Annotated in this window: 21 protein-coding genes and 1 pseudogene; 18 read left to right on the top strand and 4 right to left on the bottom strand. The window is 42.5% G+C overall.

Features of this window, described 5'->3' with window-relative positions; translation table 11 throughout:
• Positions 1–2: 2 nt before the first annotated feature.
• The 6 genes from AZE41_RS02390 to AZE41_RS02415 all read left to right on the top strand — a co-directional run bounded on the left by AZE41_RS02390 (position 3) and on the right by AZE41_RS02415 (position 5,565).
• Positions 3–341, top strand: coding sequence for a Na(+)/H(+) antiporter subunit C (locus AZE41_RS02390; RefSeq protein WP_067205202.1), 339 nt, complete (start codon positions 3–5; stop codon positions 339–341).
• The gene (locus AZE41_RS02395) at positions 334–1,818 is read left to right on the top strand and encodes a Na+/H+ antiporter subunit D (RefSeq protein WP_067205205.1); all 1,485 of its coding nucleotides are present in this window, start codon (positions 334–336) and stop codon (positions 1,816–1,818) included. The genes AZE41_RS02390 and AZE41_RS02395 overlap by 8 nt, the downstream gene beginning before the upstream one ends.
• A 46-nt stretch (positions 1,819–1,864) precedes the next feature.
• Positions 1,865–2,347 carry a Na+/H+ antiporter subunit E gene (locus tag AZE41_RS02400; protein ID WP_067205208.1) on the top strand — a complete coding sequence of 161 codons (483 nt, stop codon included), beginning with the start codon at positions 1,865–1,867 and terminating at the stop codon, positions 2,345–2,347.
• Entirely contained in the window at positions 2,347–2,631 is a 285-nt protein-coding gene (locus AZE41_RS02405) for a Na(+)/H(+) antiporter subunit F1 (protein WP_067205211.1), read from the top strand. The genes AZE41_RS02400 and AZE41_RS02405 overlap by 1 nt, the downstream gene beginning before the upstream one ends.
• Positions 2,609–2,989 carry a Na+/H+ antiporter subunit G gene (locus AZE41_RS02410; RefSeq protein WP_067205214.1) on the top strand — a complete coding sequence of 127 codons (381 nt, stop codon included), beginning with the start codon at positions 2,609–2,611 and terminating at the stop codon, positions 2,987–2,989. The genes AZE41_RS02405 and AZE41_RS02410 overlap by 23 nt, the downstream gene beginning before the upstream one ends.
• Before the next feature lie 191 nt (positions 2,990–3,180).
• Entirely contained in the window at positions 3,181–5,565 is a 2,385-nt protein-coding gene (locus AZE41_RS02415) for a penicillin acylase family protein (RefSeq protein WP_067213810.1), read from the top strand.
• A gap of 81 nt (positions 5,566–5,646) precedes the next feature.
• On the opposite strand, the gene AZE41_RS02420 is transcribed toward AZE41_RS02415, so the two are convergent.
• Positions 5,647–6,066 carry a universal stress protein gene (locus AZE41_RS02420; RefSeq protein WP_067205217.1) on the bottom strand — a complete coding sequence of 140 codons (420 nt, stop codon included), beginning with the start codon at positions 6,064–6,066 and terminating at the stop codon, positions 5,647–5,649.
• 205 nt (positions 6,067–6,271) lie between these two features.
• On the opposite strand from AZE41_RS02420, the gene AZE41_RS02425 reads away from it, so the two are divergent.
• From AZE41_RS02425 to AZE41_RS02435, 3 genes are read left to right on the top strand one after another with little or no spacing between them, the layout of a single operon-like run.
• On the top strand, positions 6,272–6,640 hold the full coding sequence (locus tag AZE41_RS02425; protein WP_067205220.1) for an ArsR/SmtB family transcription factor: 369 nt from the start codon (positions 6,272–6,274) through the stop codon (positions 6,638–6,640).
• Positions 6,627–8,735, top strand: a complete 2,109-nt coding sequence (locus AZE41_RS02430; protein WP_067205223.1) for a heavy metal translocating P-type ATPase — start codon at positions 6,627–6,629, stop codon at positions 8,733–8,735. Before AZE41_RS02425 ends, AZE41_RS02430 begins: the two co-directional genes overlap by 14 nt.
• 27 nt (positions 8,736–8,762) lie before the next feature.
• Positions 8,763–9,875 carry a GNAT family N-acetyltransferase gene (locus AZE41_RS02435; protein ID WP_067205225.1) on the top strand — a complete coding sequence of 371 codons (1,113 nt, stop codon included), beginning with the start codon at positions 8,763–8,765 and terminating at the stop codon, positions 9,873–9,875.
• A gap of 487 nt (positions 9,876–10,362) precedes the next feature.
• Here AZE41_RS02435 and AZE41_RS22480 read toward each other — a convergent pair whose 3' ends face one another.
• A complete protein-coding gene (locus AZE41_RS22480) occupies positions 10,363–10,518 on the bottom strand; it encodes a lmo0937 family membrane protein (protein WP_370569949.1) in 156 nt (51 codons plus the stop codon).
• 121 nt (positions 10,519–10,639) lie between these two features.
• On the opposite strand from AZE41_RS22480, the gene mntR reads away from it, so the two are divergent.
• From mntR to AZE41_RS02460, 5 genes are all read left to right on the top strand, one after another.
• Entirely contained in the window at positions 10,640–11,065 is a 426-nt protein-coding gene (mntR, locus tag AZE41_RS02440; protein ID WP_067205228.1) for a transcriptional regulator MntR, read from the top strand.
• Complete coding sequence (locus AZE41_RS02445) at positions 11,065–11,928, top strand: CvfB family protein (protein ID WP_067205231.1); 864 nt, start codon at positions 11,065–11,067, stop codon at positions 11,926–11,928. The genes mntR and AZE41_RS02445 overlap by 1 nt, the downstream gene beginning before the upstream one ends.
• 66 nt (positions 11,929–11,994) lie before the next feature.
• Entirely contained in the window at positions 11,995–12,885 is an 891-nt protein-coding gene (locus tag AZE41_RS02450) for a DUF1002 domain-containing protein (RefSeq protein WP_067205234.1), read from the top strand.
• Between the two features lie 56 nt (positions 12,886–12,941).
• Entirely contained in the window at positions 12,942–13,223 is a 282-nt protein-coding gene (locus AZE41_RS02455; RefSeq protein ID WP_067205236.1) for a GNAT family N-acetyltransferase, read from the top strand.
• A 352-nt stretch (positions 13,224–13,575) separates the two neighbouring features.
• The gene (locus AZE41_RS02460; protein WP_067205239.1) at positions 13,576–14,049 is read left to right on the top strand and encodes a DUF4064 domain-containing protein; all 474 of its coding nucleotides are present in this window, start codon (positions 13,576–13,578) and stop codon (positions 14,047–14,049) included.
• A gap of 50 nt (positions 14,050–14,099) precedes the next feature.
• On the opposite strand, the gene AZE41_RS02465 is transcribed toward AZE41_RS02460, so the two are convergent.
• On the bottom strand, positions 14,100–14,600 hold the full coding sequence (locus AZE41_RS02465; protein ID WP_067205242.1) for a GNAT family N-acetyltransferase: 501 nt from the start codon (positions 14,598–14,600) through the stop codon (positions 14,100–14,102).
• Positions 14,601–14,698: 98 nt separating this feature from the next.
• Here AZE41_RS02465 and AZE41_RS02470 point away from each other — a divergent pair, with 98 nt between their 5' ends.
• The 4 genes and pseudogenes from AZE41_RS02470 to AZE41_RS02485 all read left to right on the top strand — a co-directional run bounded on the left by AZE41_RS02470 (position 14,699) and on the right by AZE41_RS02485 (position 17,314).
• Positions 14,699–15,145, top strand: coding sequence for a GNAT family N-acetyltransferase (locus AZE41_RS02470; RefSeq protein WP_067205244.1), 447 nt, complete (start codon positions 14,699–14,701; stop codon positions 15,143–15,145).
• 82 nt (positions 15,146–15,227) lie between these two features.
• The gene (locus tag AZE41_RS02475; protein ID WP_067205246.1) at positions 15,228–15,581 is read left to right on the top strand and encodes a hypothetical protein; all 354 of its coding nucleotides are present in this window, start codon (positions 15,228–15,230) and stop codon (positions 15,579–15,581) included.
• Between the two features lie 471 nt (positions 15,582–16,052).
• A pseudogene (gene yidC, locus AZE41_RS02480) lies at positions 16,053–16,820 on the top strand (membrane protein insertase YidC); the annotation flags it as partial.
• 245 nt (positions 16,821–17,065) lie between these two features.
• Positions 17,066–17,314: a hypothetical protein gene (locus AZE41_RS02485; protein ID WP_067205252.1), complete on the top strand. Its 249-nt coding sequence runs from the start codon at positions 17,066–17,068 to the stop codon at positions 17,312–17,314.
• A gap of 160 nt (positions 17,315–17,474) precedes the next feature.
• Here AZE41_RS02485 and AZE41_RS02490 read toward each other — a convergent pair whose 3' ends face one another.
• Positions 17,475–18,629 carry an MFS transporter gene (locus AZE41_RS02490; protein ID WP_067205255.1) on the bottom strand — a complete coding sequence of 385 codons (1,155 nt, stop codon included), beginning with the start codon at positions 18,627–18,629 and terminating at the stop codon, positions 17,475–17,477.
• Positions 18,630–18,713 lie beyond the last annotated feature (84 nt).

Genomic DNA, 18,713 nt, shown 5'->3' on the forward strand with positions numbered 1-18,713 from the left:
TGTTGGAAACGTTAATAACGATACTCGTTGGAGTCCTTGTAACGGTCGCTGTCTACTTGCTGCTATCTAAAAGTCTAGTTCGGGTCATTTTAGGGACGGCAATCCTGTCGCATGCTGTGCATTTGCTATTAATGACGATGGGCGGCTTGAAAAAAGGAGCAGTCCCACTATTAGGTGAAAATGCGGAGAGCTACACGGATGCTCTTCCACAGGCACTTATCCTGACTGCAATAGTGATCAGTTTCGCAGTGACTTCCTTTTTACTGGTGCTTGCATATCGAACATACAAAGAGACTGGGTCGGACAATCTCGCTGCATTGAGAGGGTTCAAAGATGAATAATATTATAGTTATGCCAATGATTATACCTTTATTAACAGGGATTTTACTTGTATTTCTCCGGCCTTATGTGAAAGTTCAACGGGCGTTCAGTCTTGTTTCAATCGTAGCAACCGTAGCGATCAGTGTTTATATTTTGAACATGATTCAGGCGGACGGTATTTTACGGCTCGATTTCGGGGGCTGGTTGCCACCATACGGAATTTCATTTGTCGCAGATTCATTCTCTATGCTACTTGTATTGACGACAGCGATTGTAACAGGAATCCTTCTAATTTATGCGTTCTCGTCGATTGGTCGAGCGCATGAGAATATGTTCTTTTATCCGTTCGTTTTTTTCCTGATTGCGGGCGTTAATGGTTCATTTCTAACGGGTGACTTGTTCAACTTATTCGTCTGTTTTGAAGTTATGCTTCTATCTTCTTATGTGCTCATAACACTTGGAGGCAGGAAAGTTCAACTCGTCGAATCAATTAAATACATAACTATAAATGTACTGTCATCGTGGTTTTTCCTCGTTGGAATCGCGTACTTATATGGTACGGTAGGTACGCTTAATATGGCACATCTATCAGTACGTATTGCAGAAGTCGGGCAAGGGCCGCTGTTGACAGTGATTAGCATTGTCTTCCTCATTGTATTTAGTTTGAAATCTGGACTACTTCTATATTTCTGGTTGCCAGGGTCATACAGTGCACCACCGACAGTAGTTGCGGCTTTGTTCGGTGCTTTGCTTACGAAAGTCGGTATCTATGCAATGTTCCGCGTGTTTACGCTCATTTTTTATCACGAGCCTGGTGTTACACATTTGATGATTGGCATTATGGCGGGAATCACGATGATTGGCGGTAGTATTGGTGCAATCGCCTACAATGATATCCGGAAGATTGTGTCCTATAACGTCGTCATTGCAGTAGGGTTTATACTCGTTGGCCTTGCTGTCTCGACAGAAGTGGCGATTCAAGGGTCTATTTATTATCTTATCCATGACATGATTATTAAAGCTTTGTTATTCCTTATCGCAGGGACGATGATCTACTTAACTGGAACTGCAAGGATTGAAAATATGAGTGGGTTGATTCGCAATTATCCATTACTTGGGTGGCTGTTCTTCATCACAATGCTGTCACTTGCGGGAATTCCGCCGCTTAGCGGGTTCATCGGAAAGGTGTACGTTGGCCAAGGGGCGATTGAGGCGGGTGCGTTCGTCTTGCTTGCAATCGCGTTCCTATCAAGTATTTTCGTTTTGTATTCACTTCTGCGGATTTTCCTAAACTGCTTTTGGGGCGAAACGATTATCAATGAAGATGACGATGTACCGCTTAAAAAAGGGATGCTTATTCCACTCGTCTTGTTTGGTGTACTGACAATTGCGCTGGGAGTTGGAGCAGAGGCGCTTGCGCCATACGTTTCAGATGCAGCCCGAACACTGACAAATCCTGATATCTATATAGACGCGGTTTTGAATGACAACCGTTAATCGAAGACAATCCCGTCCAATGACCGAAAAGAAGAGGTGAATGCTAATGCCAGCCCAGTTACTGTTGAATTTATTTATAGCTCTGCTCTGGATGCTCTTAATCGATGAGGATGAGCTAAAGTTTACGACTTTCTTTGCCGGCTTCCTGGTTGGGATAGGAATCATATTTTTCATGCATAGATTTTTCGGCACGCAATTCTACTTGCGCCGTTTGTATGCGACATTCAAGCTACTTTTCATCTTCATATCCGAATTGACCAAATCGAGCGTAGTTGTATTGAAACAAATACTTAGCCCAAAGCTGAAAATTAAACCGGGTATTTTTAAATATGAAACAGTCTTAGAGAGTGATTCAGAAGTGACGATGCTGTCGTTGCTTTTGACGCTGACCCCGGGGTCTGTCGTCATGGAAGTATCCCCTGAAGGAAATGTCCTGTTTATTCACGCGATGGACGTCGAACAATCTCGCGATGGACTTTTGATGCAACTGCATAACTTTGAAAGAGCAATCATGGAGGTGACCCGCTGATGATTCAAGCAATGCTGACGACTTCGCTCGTATTATTCTCAATAACGATTGCAATAGCTGTCATACGAATCATTCTCGGCCCTTCGATGCCGGACCGCGTTATCGGGCTCGATATGATTGGTGTAAACTTGATTGCTATGATAGCCGTAATTTCAGTGGTGATGAACACGAAAGCATTTTTAGAAGTCATTCTTATTTTGGGAATTCTATCGTTCATCGGTACAATTGCCTTCTCTAAATTCATCGAGAGGGGTGTTATCGTTGAACGTAAACACGATAGGTGAATTCGTAGGCGCATTTCTGATTTTAACAGGCGGAGTTGCGAGCGTAATCAGTGTCTTTGGATTGCTTCGGCTGCCTGATGTCTACACGAGATCTCATGCTGCGACGAAAAGTTCGACGCTCGCTGTTTTGCTAACCTTGTCAGGTGCTTTTATTTACTTTTTGTTCAGTCAACATTTCGTAAGTGTACGCCTTCTTTTGGGAATTGTGTTCGTCTTTCTAACTGCACCGGTTGCCGGACATTTGATCGTCCGAGCGGCTTACCGGTCGAATGTGAAGTTAGCGGATATTTCTACTGAGGATGAATTATATGAGGTTTTGCATAAGGATAAAATAGAAGAGGATGGGACCGGCCGTTAGTGGCTGTCCTATCCTTTTTTTGTTGAGGGGATTTGGATGGATGATTGGTTGGGGTGTGTTTATGCTCGGTGTCGCGGATATATAATCGGTTGTGTTGAGTTACCACTTTTGCCCTAAGGTTTGTTTGGAGAAAGAAGGAATATAAATGAAATAGTAGAATACCATTAAGGGAGATAGGGAAGGTGCGTGAAATGGTGAAACAGGGGAAACGGATGGGGAAATGGCCAAAAATTATGTTGTCGGTGTTTGGATCAATTATAGTTTTGGCTATTGTGGTACTACTTATTGTAAATAGTTACATAGCGAAGTCGAAACCATTTATTGATGGAGAAGTAAGTGTGGAAATTCTAGATGAAGATGTGACAATCGTCCGGGATGAGTTTGGCGTACCGCATATAACGGCGGAATCGGACGCGGATTTGTATAGGACTCAAGGCTATGTGCAAGCTCAAGACCGTTTATTCCAAATGGATATGGCTCGTAGGCAAGCGAGTGGTCGATTATCCGAAGTAGTTGGGGAAGTGGCTGTTGGAACGGATAAGAAGTTCCGTACATTTAGTTTGCGCTCGGCGGCCGAAGCGTCTTATGACGGCTATGGTGAGGAAGGGAAAAAGGTGCTCAGCTGGTATGCGGAAGGAGTCAATGCATTCATTGAGGAGGCGGAGCGAGATGGGAAGTTTCCGTATGAATTCAAGGTCCTGGGCTACACGCCTGAACCATGGACAGAAATCGATTCGCTGACGATAGGTAAGTATATGGCTTATGACCTCGGCGGAAACTGGGATAGTTTAGCGGTCAGGCATTGGGCGTTGAATAATTTCTCGGAAGAATTAGCACGGGAGTTGTTCACCGTTTATCCGGAAAATGCTTCTTCTATTATTGAGGCTAACATTGCGAATCCGGTCGCTGTGGCTGGTCAGTTCGACCCTGGTCTTGTGCCGCCTGAATTCAACGGTAGTAACAACTGGGTCGTGTCGGGGGATAAAACGGCTTCAGGATTACCGCTTCTAGCAGATGATCCGCATCTCGGGCTTAATACGCCGGCGATCTGGTATCAGATGCATTTGCAATCACCTGAACAAAACGTTAGCGGTGTTATTTTTGCAGGGATTCCAGGAATTATTCTTGGGCATAATGACGACGTTGCATGGGGTGTGACGAACGTTGGACCTGACGTACAAGATCTATATATCGAAACTCCAAATCCTGAAGATCGGACACAATTTCTCTATGATGGAGAATGGGAACAGGCTGAGGTAAGAGATGAAACGATTTCTGTAAAAGGCGAGGAGGATGTACCGTTTGAAGTAATGGTTACGCGACATGGCCCGATTATTTCGGACATTCTTTACAAAGATGAAGATCCAAACGCGCTGTTTTCAATGCAATGGACAGCACTGGAACCGACAAAAGAACTCGAAGCGATTATGAAGATGAACAAAGCTTCCAACTGGGAAAGTTTTGAGATGGCTTTGGAAGACTTCCATGCACCAGCACAGAACTTTGTGTTTGCGGCGAATGACGGCACTATTGCTTATAAAGCGAACGGTCGTATTCCTATCAGGAAACAAGGGGATGCGCAATTGCCTGTACCAGGCGACTCTTCCGATTATGGCTGGACGGGCTACATTCCATATGATGAATTACCGCGTGTCGTGAATCCTAAAGAAGGGTTCATTGCCACAGCAAATAATCAAATTGTTGACGATTCATATCCGTATCATATTACAAAACTTTGGGCACAGTCTTATCGCTATGAACGAATAGCGGAAGTGCTTCGCGAAGGAGATAATTTCACGGCGGAAGATATGATGAAATTGCAGATGGATCAGAAGAACTTATACGCTCGTGAGTTCTTGGACGATATGATTGGTTCAATTGAAATGAAAGACGCCGCTGTCGGAAAGTACAAAGAAATTGTAAAAATGCTTCGCGAGTGGGATCAATATGATTCCGCAGATGCGGCGGCACCACTTGTCTTTCATAAATGGATAAAACAATTGCCAATTGGCATGCTCAGTGCAACGATGCCTGAGGACGTTTATGAGCTTCTGCCGGCGAAAGGGACAATTACCGACAAAATGTTGCGCGACGCTTATGCGGGTGAACCAGGGGCCTGGGTGGAAGAGTATGGCGGTGTTGATAAGTGGGTCTTCGATTCATTTGTAAATTCAATCGAAGAGATTGAAGGATTGTTCGGTGATAAAATCGCGGATTGGCAATGGGGAGATTTCCATCAGTTGGAGTTTCCGCACGCTCTATCAGGCGCATCTCCAATCTTTGAATATTTCTTAAATCCGAAGAAACAGGCAATCGGCGGTTCGAATGTTACAGTCCAGGCTGCAGCATTTCAGGCAGATGGTACTGTAAATCACGGTGCACCTTGGCGCTTTGTTGCCGATTTGTCCGATTTATCGAAAGCGAATCATATTGTAGGGCCGGGTCAAAGTGGCCACATAAAATCGCAGTGGTTCCACGATCAAGCAGATGACTGGGTGAATGGTAATTACCATGAAACTGTTTTGGATGGGGACATTAAAGAAGGATATACGTTGAAGTTAAAAGCGGAGCGCTAATGCGCCCCGTTTTTAATTTGGTGAAACTTTGGAAACGCGGGTAAACCGATGCATTATCTTATCCACCGCTAAGAGCCTCTGTTATTTAACAATCAAAACCGGTGCTGTCACACGTTTTGCTACTTTATGACTCACACTGCCTAGCACCATTTCCTGAAAAGTATTCAGGCCACGGCTACCGAGAACGACAAGATCGAATTCACCACTATTGGCAAAATTAACGATGATTGGTCCAGGGTCACCGTGTTTGATGACGAGCTTAAAGGGGATTTGAAACTGCTCGAAAGCCTCCTCGATGGGCATGAGTCGCTTCTTGCGATCGATATGGAGATCATCACTGCTAGCATTATCAAGTACATCTGAACGTGTTCGGTCAAACTCAAGGATATAAAGGATTTCAACGGCCACTCCTTGGCATAACGAGGCAAGTTGAGCGGCATGTTTGGCTGCGCGGTGCGAGTTTACTGAGCCGTCGACCGCGACTAGTATTCGGTTATACATCGGAATCCCTACTTTCGTATGTCTGACATGTAAAGTTACATTGTTAGTAAGTATAAGTCTTCTACGCCTATCTGTTAAACCCTTCTTTTGAGTAATAAATCAAGCGGAAATTTACATTCAAAGCACCGTTTGATTAGCCTTGCAATTACAAGAGGAATTACATATACTAAAGTTAATCAAACAACCATTTGAATGAGGTGTAAATATGACGGTAAAAGAAGTTTGTGAAGTGACAACGGTTCATGAAGAAGTTGTGAATCGGGTACAGAAGGCGCTCCCTGATGTGGGTGCTGCTGTCGCGATATTTAAAGCGTTGGCGGATGAAACCAGATTGAAAATTGCTTTTTCGCTGACACTAGAAGAAGAAATGTGTGTATGTGACGTTGCGGCAGTGATTGGTTCTTCCGTTGCGACAGCTTCCCACCACTTACGCTATTTGCGCGAACAAGCACTTGCTAAATCAAGGAGAAAAGGGAAGATGGTTTACTATTCGCTCGCAGACGATCACGTCCACCAACTTGTGAAAGTCGCACACGAGCATACGATAGAGGGTGTTGAGCATGGCAACGGTTGAGAAGAAAGAATATAGGTTGGAGAATCTAACATGTGCCAGTTGTGCGATGAAGTTTGAAAAAAACGTTAAAAACCTGCCTTCTATTGAGGATGTACAAGTGAATTTTGGTGCATCAAAATTAGCGTTCAGTGGCAGCGCGACGATTGAAGATCTCGAAGCAGCAGGTGCATTTGATGGCATTAAAGTTGTCCCGCTTCAGAATAAGAAGATTGAGCCGAAAACGTCTTTCTTTAAACGGAAAGAGAATCTCGTTACACTTTTTTCGCTGCTGTTCTTACTAATAGGGATGTATGTGTCATTTCGTTACGCTGAAACACATCCTGCAGCAATTGCCCTATTTGCAATTGCCATTGTAATTGGTGGAACAAGCATATTCAAAACAGGATTGCGAAATTTGGTCCGTTTCGAATTCGATATGAAAACGCTGATGACGATTGCCATTATTGGTGCTGCAATTATTGGGGAATGGCGTGAAGGTGCGGTTGTCGTCTTCCTGTTTGCGGTTAGTGAAGCGTTAGAAGCCTATTCAATGAATAAAGCACGACAGTCCATCCGACAATTGATGGATATTGCACCGCCTTCCGCCCTCGTAAAACGAGGGGAAACGTTTATGGAACTTCCGACAGAAGACATCATCGTCGGCGATATTCTAATCGTAAAACCAGGTCAGAAAATCGCTATGGACGGCGCTGTTCTAACGGGTTCATCTACGGTCAATCAAGCAGCGATTACAGGGGAATCCATCCCTGTCCAAAAAAAATCTGGTGATAATGTATTCGCGGGCACGCTTAATGAAGAGGGTGCACTTGAAGTAACGGTTACAAAGCTTGTCGGCGATACAACAATTGCGAAGATCATCCATCTCGTAGAAGATGCGCAAGCAGAAAAAGCACCATCTCAAAAGTTCGTTGATAAATTCGCGAAATACTACACACCTGCAATCATCGTGATTGCAATTCTTGTGGCCATAATACCACCATTACTTGGTGGCGATTGGAACGCGTGGATCTACCAAGGTCTTGCTGTACTCGTCGTCGGCTGTCCGTGTGCACTTGTTGTCTCTACACCAGTTGCGATTGTCACAGCGATTGGTAACGCGGCACGTCAAGGCGTGCTGATTAAAGGCGGTATCCACCTCGAAGAAACAGGAAGACTTGACGTTATTGCGTTCGATAAAACCGGAACGTTAACGAAAGGGTATCCGGAAGTAACGGATTTCATCGTAGGTAAAGAAATCGCTCAAGAGCAATTATTAAGTGCAATCGCAGCAGTCGAGTCAATGTCACAGCATCCGCTTGCAAAAGCGGTTGTCGATTACGCGCATCATCATGGTGCACAGAAAGTCGTTGTGTCGAATTTTCAATCGGTTACCGGAAAGGGCGCTTATGCTGAAATTGATGGCATGACGACTTATATTGGCAGCCTGAGCTGGGCACAAGAACTATCTTCATTGTCAGAAGAAATATTACAGCAAGCGGCATCCCTTCAACGAGAAGGAAAGTCTGTCATGGCGATTGTCACGGGTACTGATTTTAGTGGACTGCTAGCCGTGGCGGATCCCATACGTGCGGAAAGTCGTGACGTCCTTGAACAACTGAAAAGTATAGGTATCCGTCATACAGTCATGCTGACAGGCGATCACCAAGTAACGGCAGATGCAATTGCTACTGAGCTCGGTGTTACGGATGTACGCGCCGGACTAATGCCGGAAGACAAATTAACAGCGATTAAACAATTGAGTGACGAATATGGCCGTGTTGCCATGGTTGGTGATGGCATCAATGACGCGCCTGCCTTAGCTGCAGCTTCAGTTGGTATAGCAATGGGTGGAGCGGGAACGGACGCTGCATTGGAAACAGCAGATATTGCACTAATGGCAGATGATTTAGGGAAATTACCTTATACAATGAAATTAAGCCGAAAAACATTGCGAATCATCAAAGAAAACATTATGTTTGCATTAGGCTTAAAAATTATAGCATTGCTTCTTATCATTCCCGGTTGGCTGACATTATGGATTGCCATCTTCGCGGATATGGGTGCCACGCTACTCGTTGTGCTGAACTCGTTGCGGTTGCTACGCGTTCATAAGTAAGTAGTTTCTATACGGAGGCGAATTCTAATGTATTTACAAGAGTGGACAATGGAAGAGCAGGAGCAACTTATTCATTTCATGACAACTAATACGTGGCCTTACCACGGTAACTCTGATCCGGGACGTCATTTGATTGAAAAAACAATCGAAGAGGGCGGCTATGAGTCGGATGAAGTGAAAACGTTTTGGGTGGAAAATGACGCCGGAGAAAAAGTAGGAATCGTAAAAATTTACGACTTGCAAGATGAAATTCCGTTGTTCGATTTACGTATTGCAGATATGTCGAGGGGATATGGCTACGGCCCGAAGGCTCTTCGACTTGTCGCGGAATATGTATTCGGATTGCCAGGCAAGAAAATTCGTCTCGAAGGTCATACGAGACAAGATAATCTTGCGATGCGAAAAACGTTCGAACGTGCAGGCTTTGTCAAGGAAGCACATCTTCGGAAAGCTTGGTTTTCGCCTAAAGAACATTCCTATTATGATGCAGTGACCTATGGTATTACGCGGGAAGATTTCATGGCGGGAACGACAACGCCTGTGATTTGGGAAGACGGAGAGAAGTCACGAGGTTCTGCGGCATCCCCTCGTATCCCGGATTTCGCGGAGTCATTCGAATCAGAACGGCTTGTCATTCGGGCTCCTGAACTTGGCGATGCAACAGATGCTTGGAATGCGATTAGGGCTTCATTACCTGCGCTTCGTAAGTGGATGCCATGGGCGCAACCGGAACCGGAGCTGCATATGACAGAAGAAAGCTTGCGAAAAGCAGTTGCAAATTTCATCACAAGACAAGACCTGCGCTTCCATGTTTACCATAAAGAAACCGGGAAGTTTGTCGGTTCATCGGGACTACATCGAATCGATTGGTCGATTCCGAAATTCGAGATTGGCTACTGGCTAGCTACAGAATTTGAAGGCCAGGGCTATATGACCGAAGCCGTTAAACATATTGAAAAATTTGCCTTCGAAAAGCTTGGAGCGCGCAGAGTGGAAATTCGTTGTGATGAAGAAAACATGAAAAGTCGTAGCGTCGCAGAACGTGCAGGGTTCACCCTCGAAGGAATTTTGAAACAAGATTCCTTATCCCCCGATGGTAATGTTTTACGAAATACATGCATCTATGCGAAAATAGACTAAAGAAAAGCGGAAGCGGCCCGTATAGACGCGACAGGCATAAGACGGACCGGCGACGCGGTGCTCTTCCCGCACAGCTGGTCTGGCTTATGACCCGAGCGTCTGGCCGCTGTAGCTAGACAATATAAGGAATGCAGCTTAAGTGCGCGACGTCCTGTCGCAACAGCTGCATGACCTACTTCGTGTAGGCCTAAGCTCCAGGCGCCGTCTAGCTCCGAAAAGCGCTGGAGGTCTTTCAGAAAAAGGCGTACTTTGCCTTTATCTGAAAGAATGAAGCGACTCGAGGGGCTGGCGCCTGTAGCTAGACAAGAAAAGCGGAAGCGGCCCGCATAGACGCGACAGGCATAAGACGGACCGGCGACGCGGTGTTCTTTACCCGGGAAGGATGCAGTTCAATCCTTCCTAGCTGGTCTGGCTTATGACCCGAGCGTCTGGCCGCTGAAGCTAGACACTAAAAAAGGGATGCCGACTAATGTCGACATCCCTTTCGTTACACGCTTCGTTTTCCGGAAATAAGATTGAAAATAAATGCAATAACCGCGATGACTAGAAGAATGTGAATTAGTCCTCCGCCAATCTTGAATACGAGACCTAACAACCAAAACACGAATAATGCTACAATGAGTAACCATATAATTCGACCCATGTGAATTCCCCCTTTACTGATGTATTCTATCTTTACCCCCGCCAATTAAAAGTTAAACTAGGGACGTTTGAAAAGTAGTGATTGGGAATGAGACTGGGTATACATACTGGAGGCGGTACAGTTGGCAACACCAGGTATGGAAGATTATCTTGAACAGATTTATTTGCATATCGAAGCGAAAGGCGTTGCACGTGTATCGGATGTAGCTGAATCCTTGGCGGTTCTCCCTTCATCCGTTACAAAAATGGCTCAGCGTCTCGACAAGGAAGGCTATATTGTTTATGAACGCTACAAAGGTCTCGAATTGACAGGAAAAGGGTTTTCGTTCGGAAAAAAACTTGTTCGACGTCATGATCTCCTTGAACAGTTTCTTCGCATTATTGGAGTCGATGAAGAAAATATTTATGGGGACGTGGAAGGAATTGAACATCACCTAAGCTGGAATGCGATGGATCGAATAACTGATCTGGTCGAAGCGATGGGACAAGACGAAGAATTTGTTAGAAAATTACGTGTAATGGATCAGGAGAAAGAGGTAGATAAATAATGGAACAACTAAAATCAGGTTATGCGGTGGAGTTAGAAGTGTTGGAGCAAGACGGTTCAAGATGGATATTGGGTGGCGATAGCGAACAAGAACATATTATGTTGAATGCATCTGATGCAGACGAAAACATTCAAGAAGGAGATAAAGTAAAAGTTTTCCTTTACATGAATAGACGCGGAGAGCTTTCTGCGACGATGCAGATTCCACACATGACAGCTGAGACATTTGGCTGGGCACGTGTAATACGTGTGGATGACCATGAAGGTGTTTATGTTGATATCGGTTCTTCAATCGAAGTGCTTGTGAATAAAAATGATATGCCTAAAGTGCGGGCTCTATGGCCGAAGGTAGACGATGCATTGTATATGACGCTTCGAATGGATTTGGGCGGTACTATTTTCGGCCGACTTGCTACAGAAGAACGCGTATTAGAACAAATCATTGAAGCGCCTACTTCCGTCTTTAACATGGACTTGAAGGCAAGAGCGTATCGCTTGTTACCAGTTGGTTCGTTTATGCTTAGCATTCCTGAAAATTACCGTATTTTCATCCACAATACAGAACAGGAACGTGAACCTCGTCTCGGCCAAGAAATGACTGTCCGTATTATTGGTGTCCGTGAAGATGGAACAGTGAACGGATCGATGTTGCCTCGTAAAGAGGAGCGTCAGGGAGACGATGCTGAAAAAATCCTTCGTTATTTGAATGAAGCTAAGGGACGTATGCCCTTCACGGATAAATCAACACCTGACGAGATAAAAGAAATGTTCAATATGAGTAAAGCATCATTCAAACGTGCACTTGGTAAACTCATGAAAGAAGGCAGAATTGAACAGAATGATGGATGGACATTGTTGAAATAATACCGAAGTTCGGGAACCTTTATCAACCGGGAATCGTATTAATTCCTAGAAAGAGGGGGAATCAACATGAAACGTCTACTGACAATAATGATGGCGGCTGTACTGGTAATCGGAATCACGGTTCCGGCGACCGTACATGCAGAAGATACAGTCATCAATGAAAAACTAGGTGTACCAATCGTTGTTTACGGTGCAGATTTATCAGACGCAGAAAAAGAAAGTGTGAAGAATAGTTTGGGCGTTGCACAAGAAGCGGAAGTGGAAGAAATATCCGTTGATGGCAGTGACCTTGTGAAATATATTAAAGATGGCAATGGCAAGGCACGTATGTATTCTTCAGCTAAAATCACGAGGCAGGAAGAAGGCAAAGGGCTTGTCATCACGATTGTTACACAGGATAATATTACACAGGTGACACCAGAAATCTATGCAACGGCAATGTTAACGGCCGGAATCGAAGACGCAATTGTCGAGGTAGCCTCACCGAAAAAAGTGACGGGCCATTCCGCGTTAGTTGGAATATACAAAGCCTATGAAGTGACTGGTGAGAAACTTGATACAGAGCGGACTGATGTCGCAAATGATGAATTGAATCTTGCGACGAAGTTTGCGAAAGAACCCGGTGTCGATAGTGACAAAGTAGCCGAGCTTCTAACGGAAATTAAAAAGCAAATCGCAGAGAAAAATCCGGCGACAAAAGAAGAGGTTGAGAAAATTGTCACAGAGCAAATGAAAAAGCTTAATATTAATTTAAGTGATGCGGATCGGCAATTGCTCATAGACTTAATGGACAGAATTAGAAATTTAGATATCGATTTCAATAAATTATCTGAGCAATTATCGGATATGACATCGAAAATAAAAGAAACACTCGGTGATATTGATCCTGGCTTTTGGGAAAGTGTGAAGGAGTTCTTTGCGAACCTTTTCGAATCCGTTCAGTCTTGGTTTAAGTAATCGGGAAGTAAAATGTTGTATTATGAAGGAGAATTTATTGAAAAGGGGTAGTTTAGATGGAATTCGAATTTGTTGAATTGGGCGGGGATGCATTCGCGTTCCGTTATGAACAAAATGGAGCGATGCTTGCAGAAATTACATGGACAATTCTTGGGGATGTGATGGTGATGGATCATACATTCGTTTCACCTGAACTCCGAGGACAAGGCGTTGCAAAAAAAATACTGGACCGTGCAGCGAGTTATGCGCGTGAACAAGAGTTAAAAATGGAGCCTGTCTGCTCGTATGTTGTAACAGCTTTTGAACGCTACAAAGATTATGATGATGTAAAAGTGTGAAAAATAATAAAAGGCAATCCATTTAGTTATAAAACTAAGGATTGCCTTTTATATTTCACGCGGTAAAATTCGATTCATTCAAATCCCTCACAATAAAGTAATTAAGTACACTATACTAGTTAATACAGTAGCGCCGGCGACAGTATACATCATGTCGGCTTGACTGAAAATCAGTTTCTTCTCCATTTGTATCGTCCCCTTTCCTAATTTGAGCTATGATGCCTGCATATATACAGAATACCCGTTCACTATTTAATGAAACATCTTTGTCATGTTATTGTTTGAAAAAGTGAAACCTATCCTTCAGTTGAACGTATAATCATATATAGAGATTAAGAGAGAGGTGTATTTCATGAGCCGTACAGCGGAAAAAGTATTATCGATTTTAAGTGTCGTCTTGACGGCAATAGGTGTTTTTGTCAGTTTCGCAGCCCTGGCTTTATTTAACTATTTGAAATCGGACACGTTGATTAAAGAAGAGTTCGAAGCTGAAATACTGTTGGCAGATCCGACATTAACGCCTGATCAAATCGAAATTATCTATGGAGTATTTGGAATCGTAGGTGGGTTTATGTGGTTAATTATCATCAGCTTAATTGTCAGCTTGATTTTGACGGTAATTGGAATCGTGAACATTTGGAACAATAAAAATCCTAAGCTTGCCGGGATCATGTTCATTATCGCCGGTTTGACTGCTGGGATTATTTCGTTGACTTCGATTCTTCTGTACATTGCTGGGATCCTTTGTTTTACCAAGAAACCACCACTAACACAGGAGTCGCAGGTCGTGGATGATAAGTATGATGGAACAATGAGACCTTTATAATAATGTAAAAAAACCCTTTCCTCCAATTGGAGGAAAGGGTTTTTGGTTTTTTAGTACAAGGCAAGTGCTGGGGAATGAATACAAAATACATATTGGGCTGTTACTACAGGGTAACCCTCGAAATATTCTTCAAAGACATCAAGTAACTCAAAGCCTTGTTTCTCATAAAAGGCTCGTCCAACCGTATTGCGTTCGTCTACATAAACAAATAATTTCTGTGCGTCTGAAAGTAACGACAGAGAGTATTCAACTAACTTTTTACCATAGCCCATTTTCTGATGCGATGGTAAAATATACATAGCAGTCAATTCAGAATCGCCATCTTCATCTTTTTTCGTGAAACTGGAAAAACCGATAGGAATACCTTCACATTCGGCTACTAGCACATACGTTTTCTCCATGCGCTTCAATAGCATCGCTTCTGAGTAGGAGCGATTGATAAATTTCTTTTGGATTTCTGCTGGAATAATATCTTTATAGGTTTCGTTCCAAGTCTTAAAAACAATCTGTTGAACGTGCATACTATCCATGGCAGTCATTAGTCGGATCATTGCACTGTCACCTCTGCATTTCTTTTTGTAATCATAACAAATAACTTGGATGAAAACTACCAATGTAATGAAAATGATATATATGGGAGAGATGCTGGATGAAGTGGACTTATAACGAATTTGGGGAATTAAGCGGTCATGAAGTATATGAAATGTTGAAGTTACGTGTTGATGTATTCATCGTGGAGCAAAATTGCGCGTATCATGAAGTTGATGGTCATGATTACGATGCAATTCATATATTCTGTAGCGATGAGGAAGGACTAGCCGCTTATGCACGGCTACTTCCGGCTAGTGTGAAGTATATGGAGCCATCTATTGGTCGGGTCATCATCAGAGAGGACAAAAGGGGCACAGGGCTTGCACATATTCTTATGGAACGAAGCGTTGACTTTACGAAGAATCGTTGGAAACCTGAAAAAATTCGATTGCAGGCCCAGCATCATCTTGTTGGATTTTATGAGAAGCATGGATTTAATGCAATTTCGGAGCCTTATGAAGATGGTGGAATTCCGCATGTGGATATGATTTTATCGATCGTATGAAAATGAAAGTTTCTAAACTGGCAGATGAGGGTATACTATCTGTATAATACATTTTTCATTAAATCTGGGAGGAATGATTTTAATGGGTCGTAAACGAAATAATAATTTATTACTTGCAACGATGGCGGCGGGGGCTTATGCCTACTTTAGTAAAAAAGAAAATAGGGATAAGGCACAAGTGGCTTTTAGTAATATGAAAACAAAAGTTGATTCATTCATCGAATCACAAAAATTGAACAGATCTCCCGAAACTAAAGTCGGTCATTCGGATCCATATGATCTTCAAGATAACAAAATGGTAAGTGAAGGTGCTCAAACAAGCGTCCATTATTATAACCAAGAAATTGAAGATGATGTGAAGATGACTCCTGAAACAGATGGACTCTACCATAAAAAAGAACAAAACGAATCAGGCGCGGAACAATCCATCAAATAAAAATGTAGTACGATACCAAAAACACTTCCTACATGGAAGTGTTTTTTTTATTAAATTATGTTAGGGATTCTTGCATTTTGGTATTGAGGGAAGAATGAAAAATATATACGACAGGCAACAACCCAGAAGCTCCTCCAGGATTCTACTCGTGAAGACGGAACAGAATGAAATTTATGAAGTACATACGAAAATTTTGTGCTCTGGAAGAATCTCAATACTACCTATGTTTTCCTGAAAATAAAATTCCTGATATATCTGAACGATTCTATTTTGTAATCAAAGTTATTTCACACGCATAGATAAAAAATAAACCGGTCAAACACCTAGGCAATTCCGAAGAGATCTGACAGGAGATTATTTTCGTTACTCCATTACTGGGGAAGAAAAAATTTTCCGAACGGTCAATCGTTGTAATTTGAGGACTAGGTAAGGTATACTTTTTAATAGTTTGAAATAGTGAAGGTGAATCTAATGAAGAAGAAAATTGGATTAGTTACGATGTTAATGACCACTGCCGTTTTTCTAAGCGGTTGTGCAGGCATCGAGAACAAAGAAGGTACATTTTATAATCTTTTCGTTAAGCCGATGGATTGGTTACTGCATTTTTTCAGTGATTTCTTCAATGGGAATTACGGCCTGTCGATTATACTCATTACGGTATTAATCCGGTTGGTCCTAATGCCGCTTATGCTGAAAAACTATAAGTCGCAACAGAATATGAAAGTTAAAATGGATGCGCTCCGCCCTGAGATGGAAGACATTCAAAAGCGTTTGAAAGAAGCAAAAGAAAAAGAACAAAAAGATGAGCAAGTGAAGCTTCAGCAAGAAATGATGGGACTTTATTCGAAGCATGGTGTCAATCCACTTAATATGGGTTGTCTTCCGTTAGTCATCCAGATGCCAATCATCATGGGTCTCTACTTTGCTATCCTCAATTCTACTGAAGTACAAACACATGAGTTTCTTTGGTTTAATCTCGGAGAGCCGGATATGATTATGATGGTTCTTGCTGGTGCAGTTTACTTCGTCCAAGCACGTGTATCACTATGGACAATGCCGGAGCAGCAGAAGAAACAGATGAAAGCATTTATTTACTTATCGCCAGTTATGATTATGTTCATTTCATTCAAGGCGATGGCAGCACTACCCCTTTACTGGGCAGTTGGGGGACTTCTCCTTATCTTCCAAACGTACTTAGGCCGCAAGTTCTATTACAAGCATCCTGAACTGGTTGTAGAAGATGCTGAAGAGGTTATAAATGCTGAAGAAGTAAAAGAAGTAAAAGAAGTAAAAGAAGTAAAAGAAGTAAAAGAAGTAAAAGAAGTAAAAGAAGTAAAAGAAGTAAAAGAAGTAAAAAAGATAGACACTAAAGACGATAAATGAAAGTAGGCTGGAGAGAAATCTTCGGCCTTTTTTCTGGTCAGATTACAGGAATCAGATAATGGTCAACATATGTAGATTACAAGGCATAGGAGGTTATCGATGTGCAGACTAAATGGTTATTTGGAATCGGGATTGTAGCAGCCGCATTAGCTTCGGTCTATTTCATCATCAAGCTCGACTTGAACAACGCTGTTTTGTCGATGGTGGCTCTGTTTTCATTGACGAATGGGGCTCGGGCAAAATCATTTCGTGAGCAGGGGATGGTACGCGAGTCGAAATGGATGTTATGGATGTCTATTTTTTTCGGAGGCGCTTTTGTAGTGTTGCTCATATTTAATATTGTTAGGTAAGTTGAACATATGATTAACTATATATGTTGAATGAGTGATTCTATATAATCTCCAGCGAAGGCGTCCCCTAGCGTTGTTGGTAGGATTCTTTATTTCAACACATATAGGTAAAGAAAAGACGCTTACCGGGAACTGAAATTTCCGGTAAGCGTCTATTCTATTAATAGGCATATTTCTTTCTAGTCATCAGCACGATGATGATAGCTGGAATAGAACAAATAATCATACCGAGAAATGCGAGTCGTGGTGAAACGTCATATAAGTAACCACCTAAAAATGTCAGGATTGCGGTGCTCAGGCTCATCGCGAATGCTGCATACATTCCTTGTGCTGTAGCAAGTTGATCATGGGGCAGTTTTTGAGAAATGAATTTTATGAACGCAAAATGGGCTACACCAAACGACAAGGCATGGAGTATTTGAGTACCGATGAAAACAGATATGTATGGAAACAAAGCAATTAGTATCCATCTTACCGTGGATCCGATTCCTGCTATGAGAAACATCGTGGAGACTTTAAGGTTTGCAAGCAATCGATCAGCACGTGTAAAAAACAATATTTCAAATAACACTGCTATATTCAAGATAATCCCGATATAAAGACCATTAACACCAAGATTATCTAAGAAAATGAATCCGAAGTTATAATAGGACGCATGCGCCCCTTGTAAAAGGATGGCGAGTAGCAAGATGATTGCAAATTCTTTGGACGTCAAGAGCGATTTGAAATTGATGGCTTGTTTAGTAGTGTCATCATGAACTGGATTTAATTGTAAAGCTTTTGGTGCTGGTCGCATGAAAAATAATGTTAAGATAGTTAACCCAACAATCATTATGTAAAGGATTGCTTGCTCAGTCCAAATAGCTGTAGCTGCTCCGATTAATAACAAAGCAATAGTGTAGCCAATTGATCCGAACGATCGGCTCTTTCCGTAATGAATTCCTTCTATCTGCATTAAAATAGACGCGCCGCTTTCGACGGCAGGCAATATCATCGGATAGATTGCACTGAATAGAACGGTAATAATAAGAAGTACGATGAAAGGTGAGTCTGGTAAATAGAGGAGCGTTAAAATAAGTGCTGTAAGTGAAATCCATTTCATCACACGGATCATGGATATTTTTCGAGTCAGATACGGGAAGATAAGGAATGTGGATAACGATCGTGCAATCATTCCAGCACCCATAATAAAACTTGCTGCTGTTACGGATAAACCTTTTTCAATTGTTAGCCAGCCAGTCCAATAGGGAAGAAATACGCCCCAAGTAAAGAAAAAAGCGAAAAAACTCATCGAAAGCCATCTTTGGTTCTTCATCCTATCGCTCCCTTGCAAACTATTCAATAATCGTGAAATTAAATGATAGCATACGCAGACCACAAAGAAAAATGATGGTAGACT

Source organism: Sporosarcina psychrophila, assembly GCF_001590685.1.
GTDB classification, from domain to species: Bacteria; Bacillota; Bacilli; order Bacillales_A; family Planococcaceae; genus Sporosarcina; species Sporosarcina psychrophila.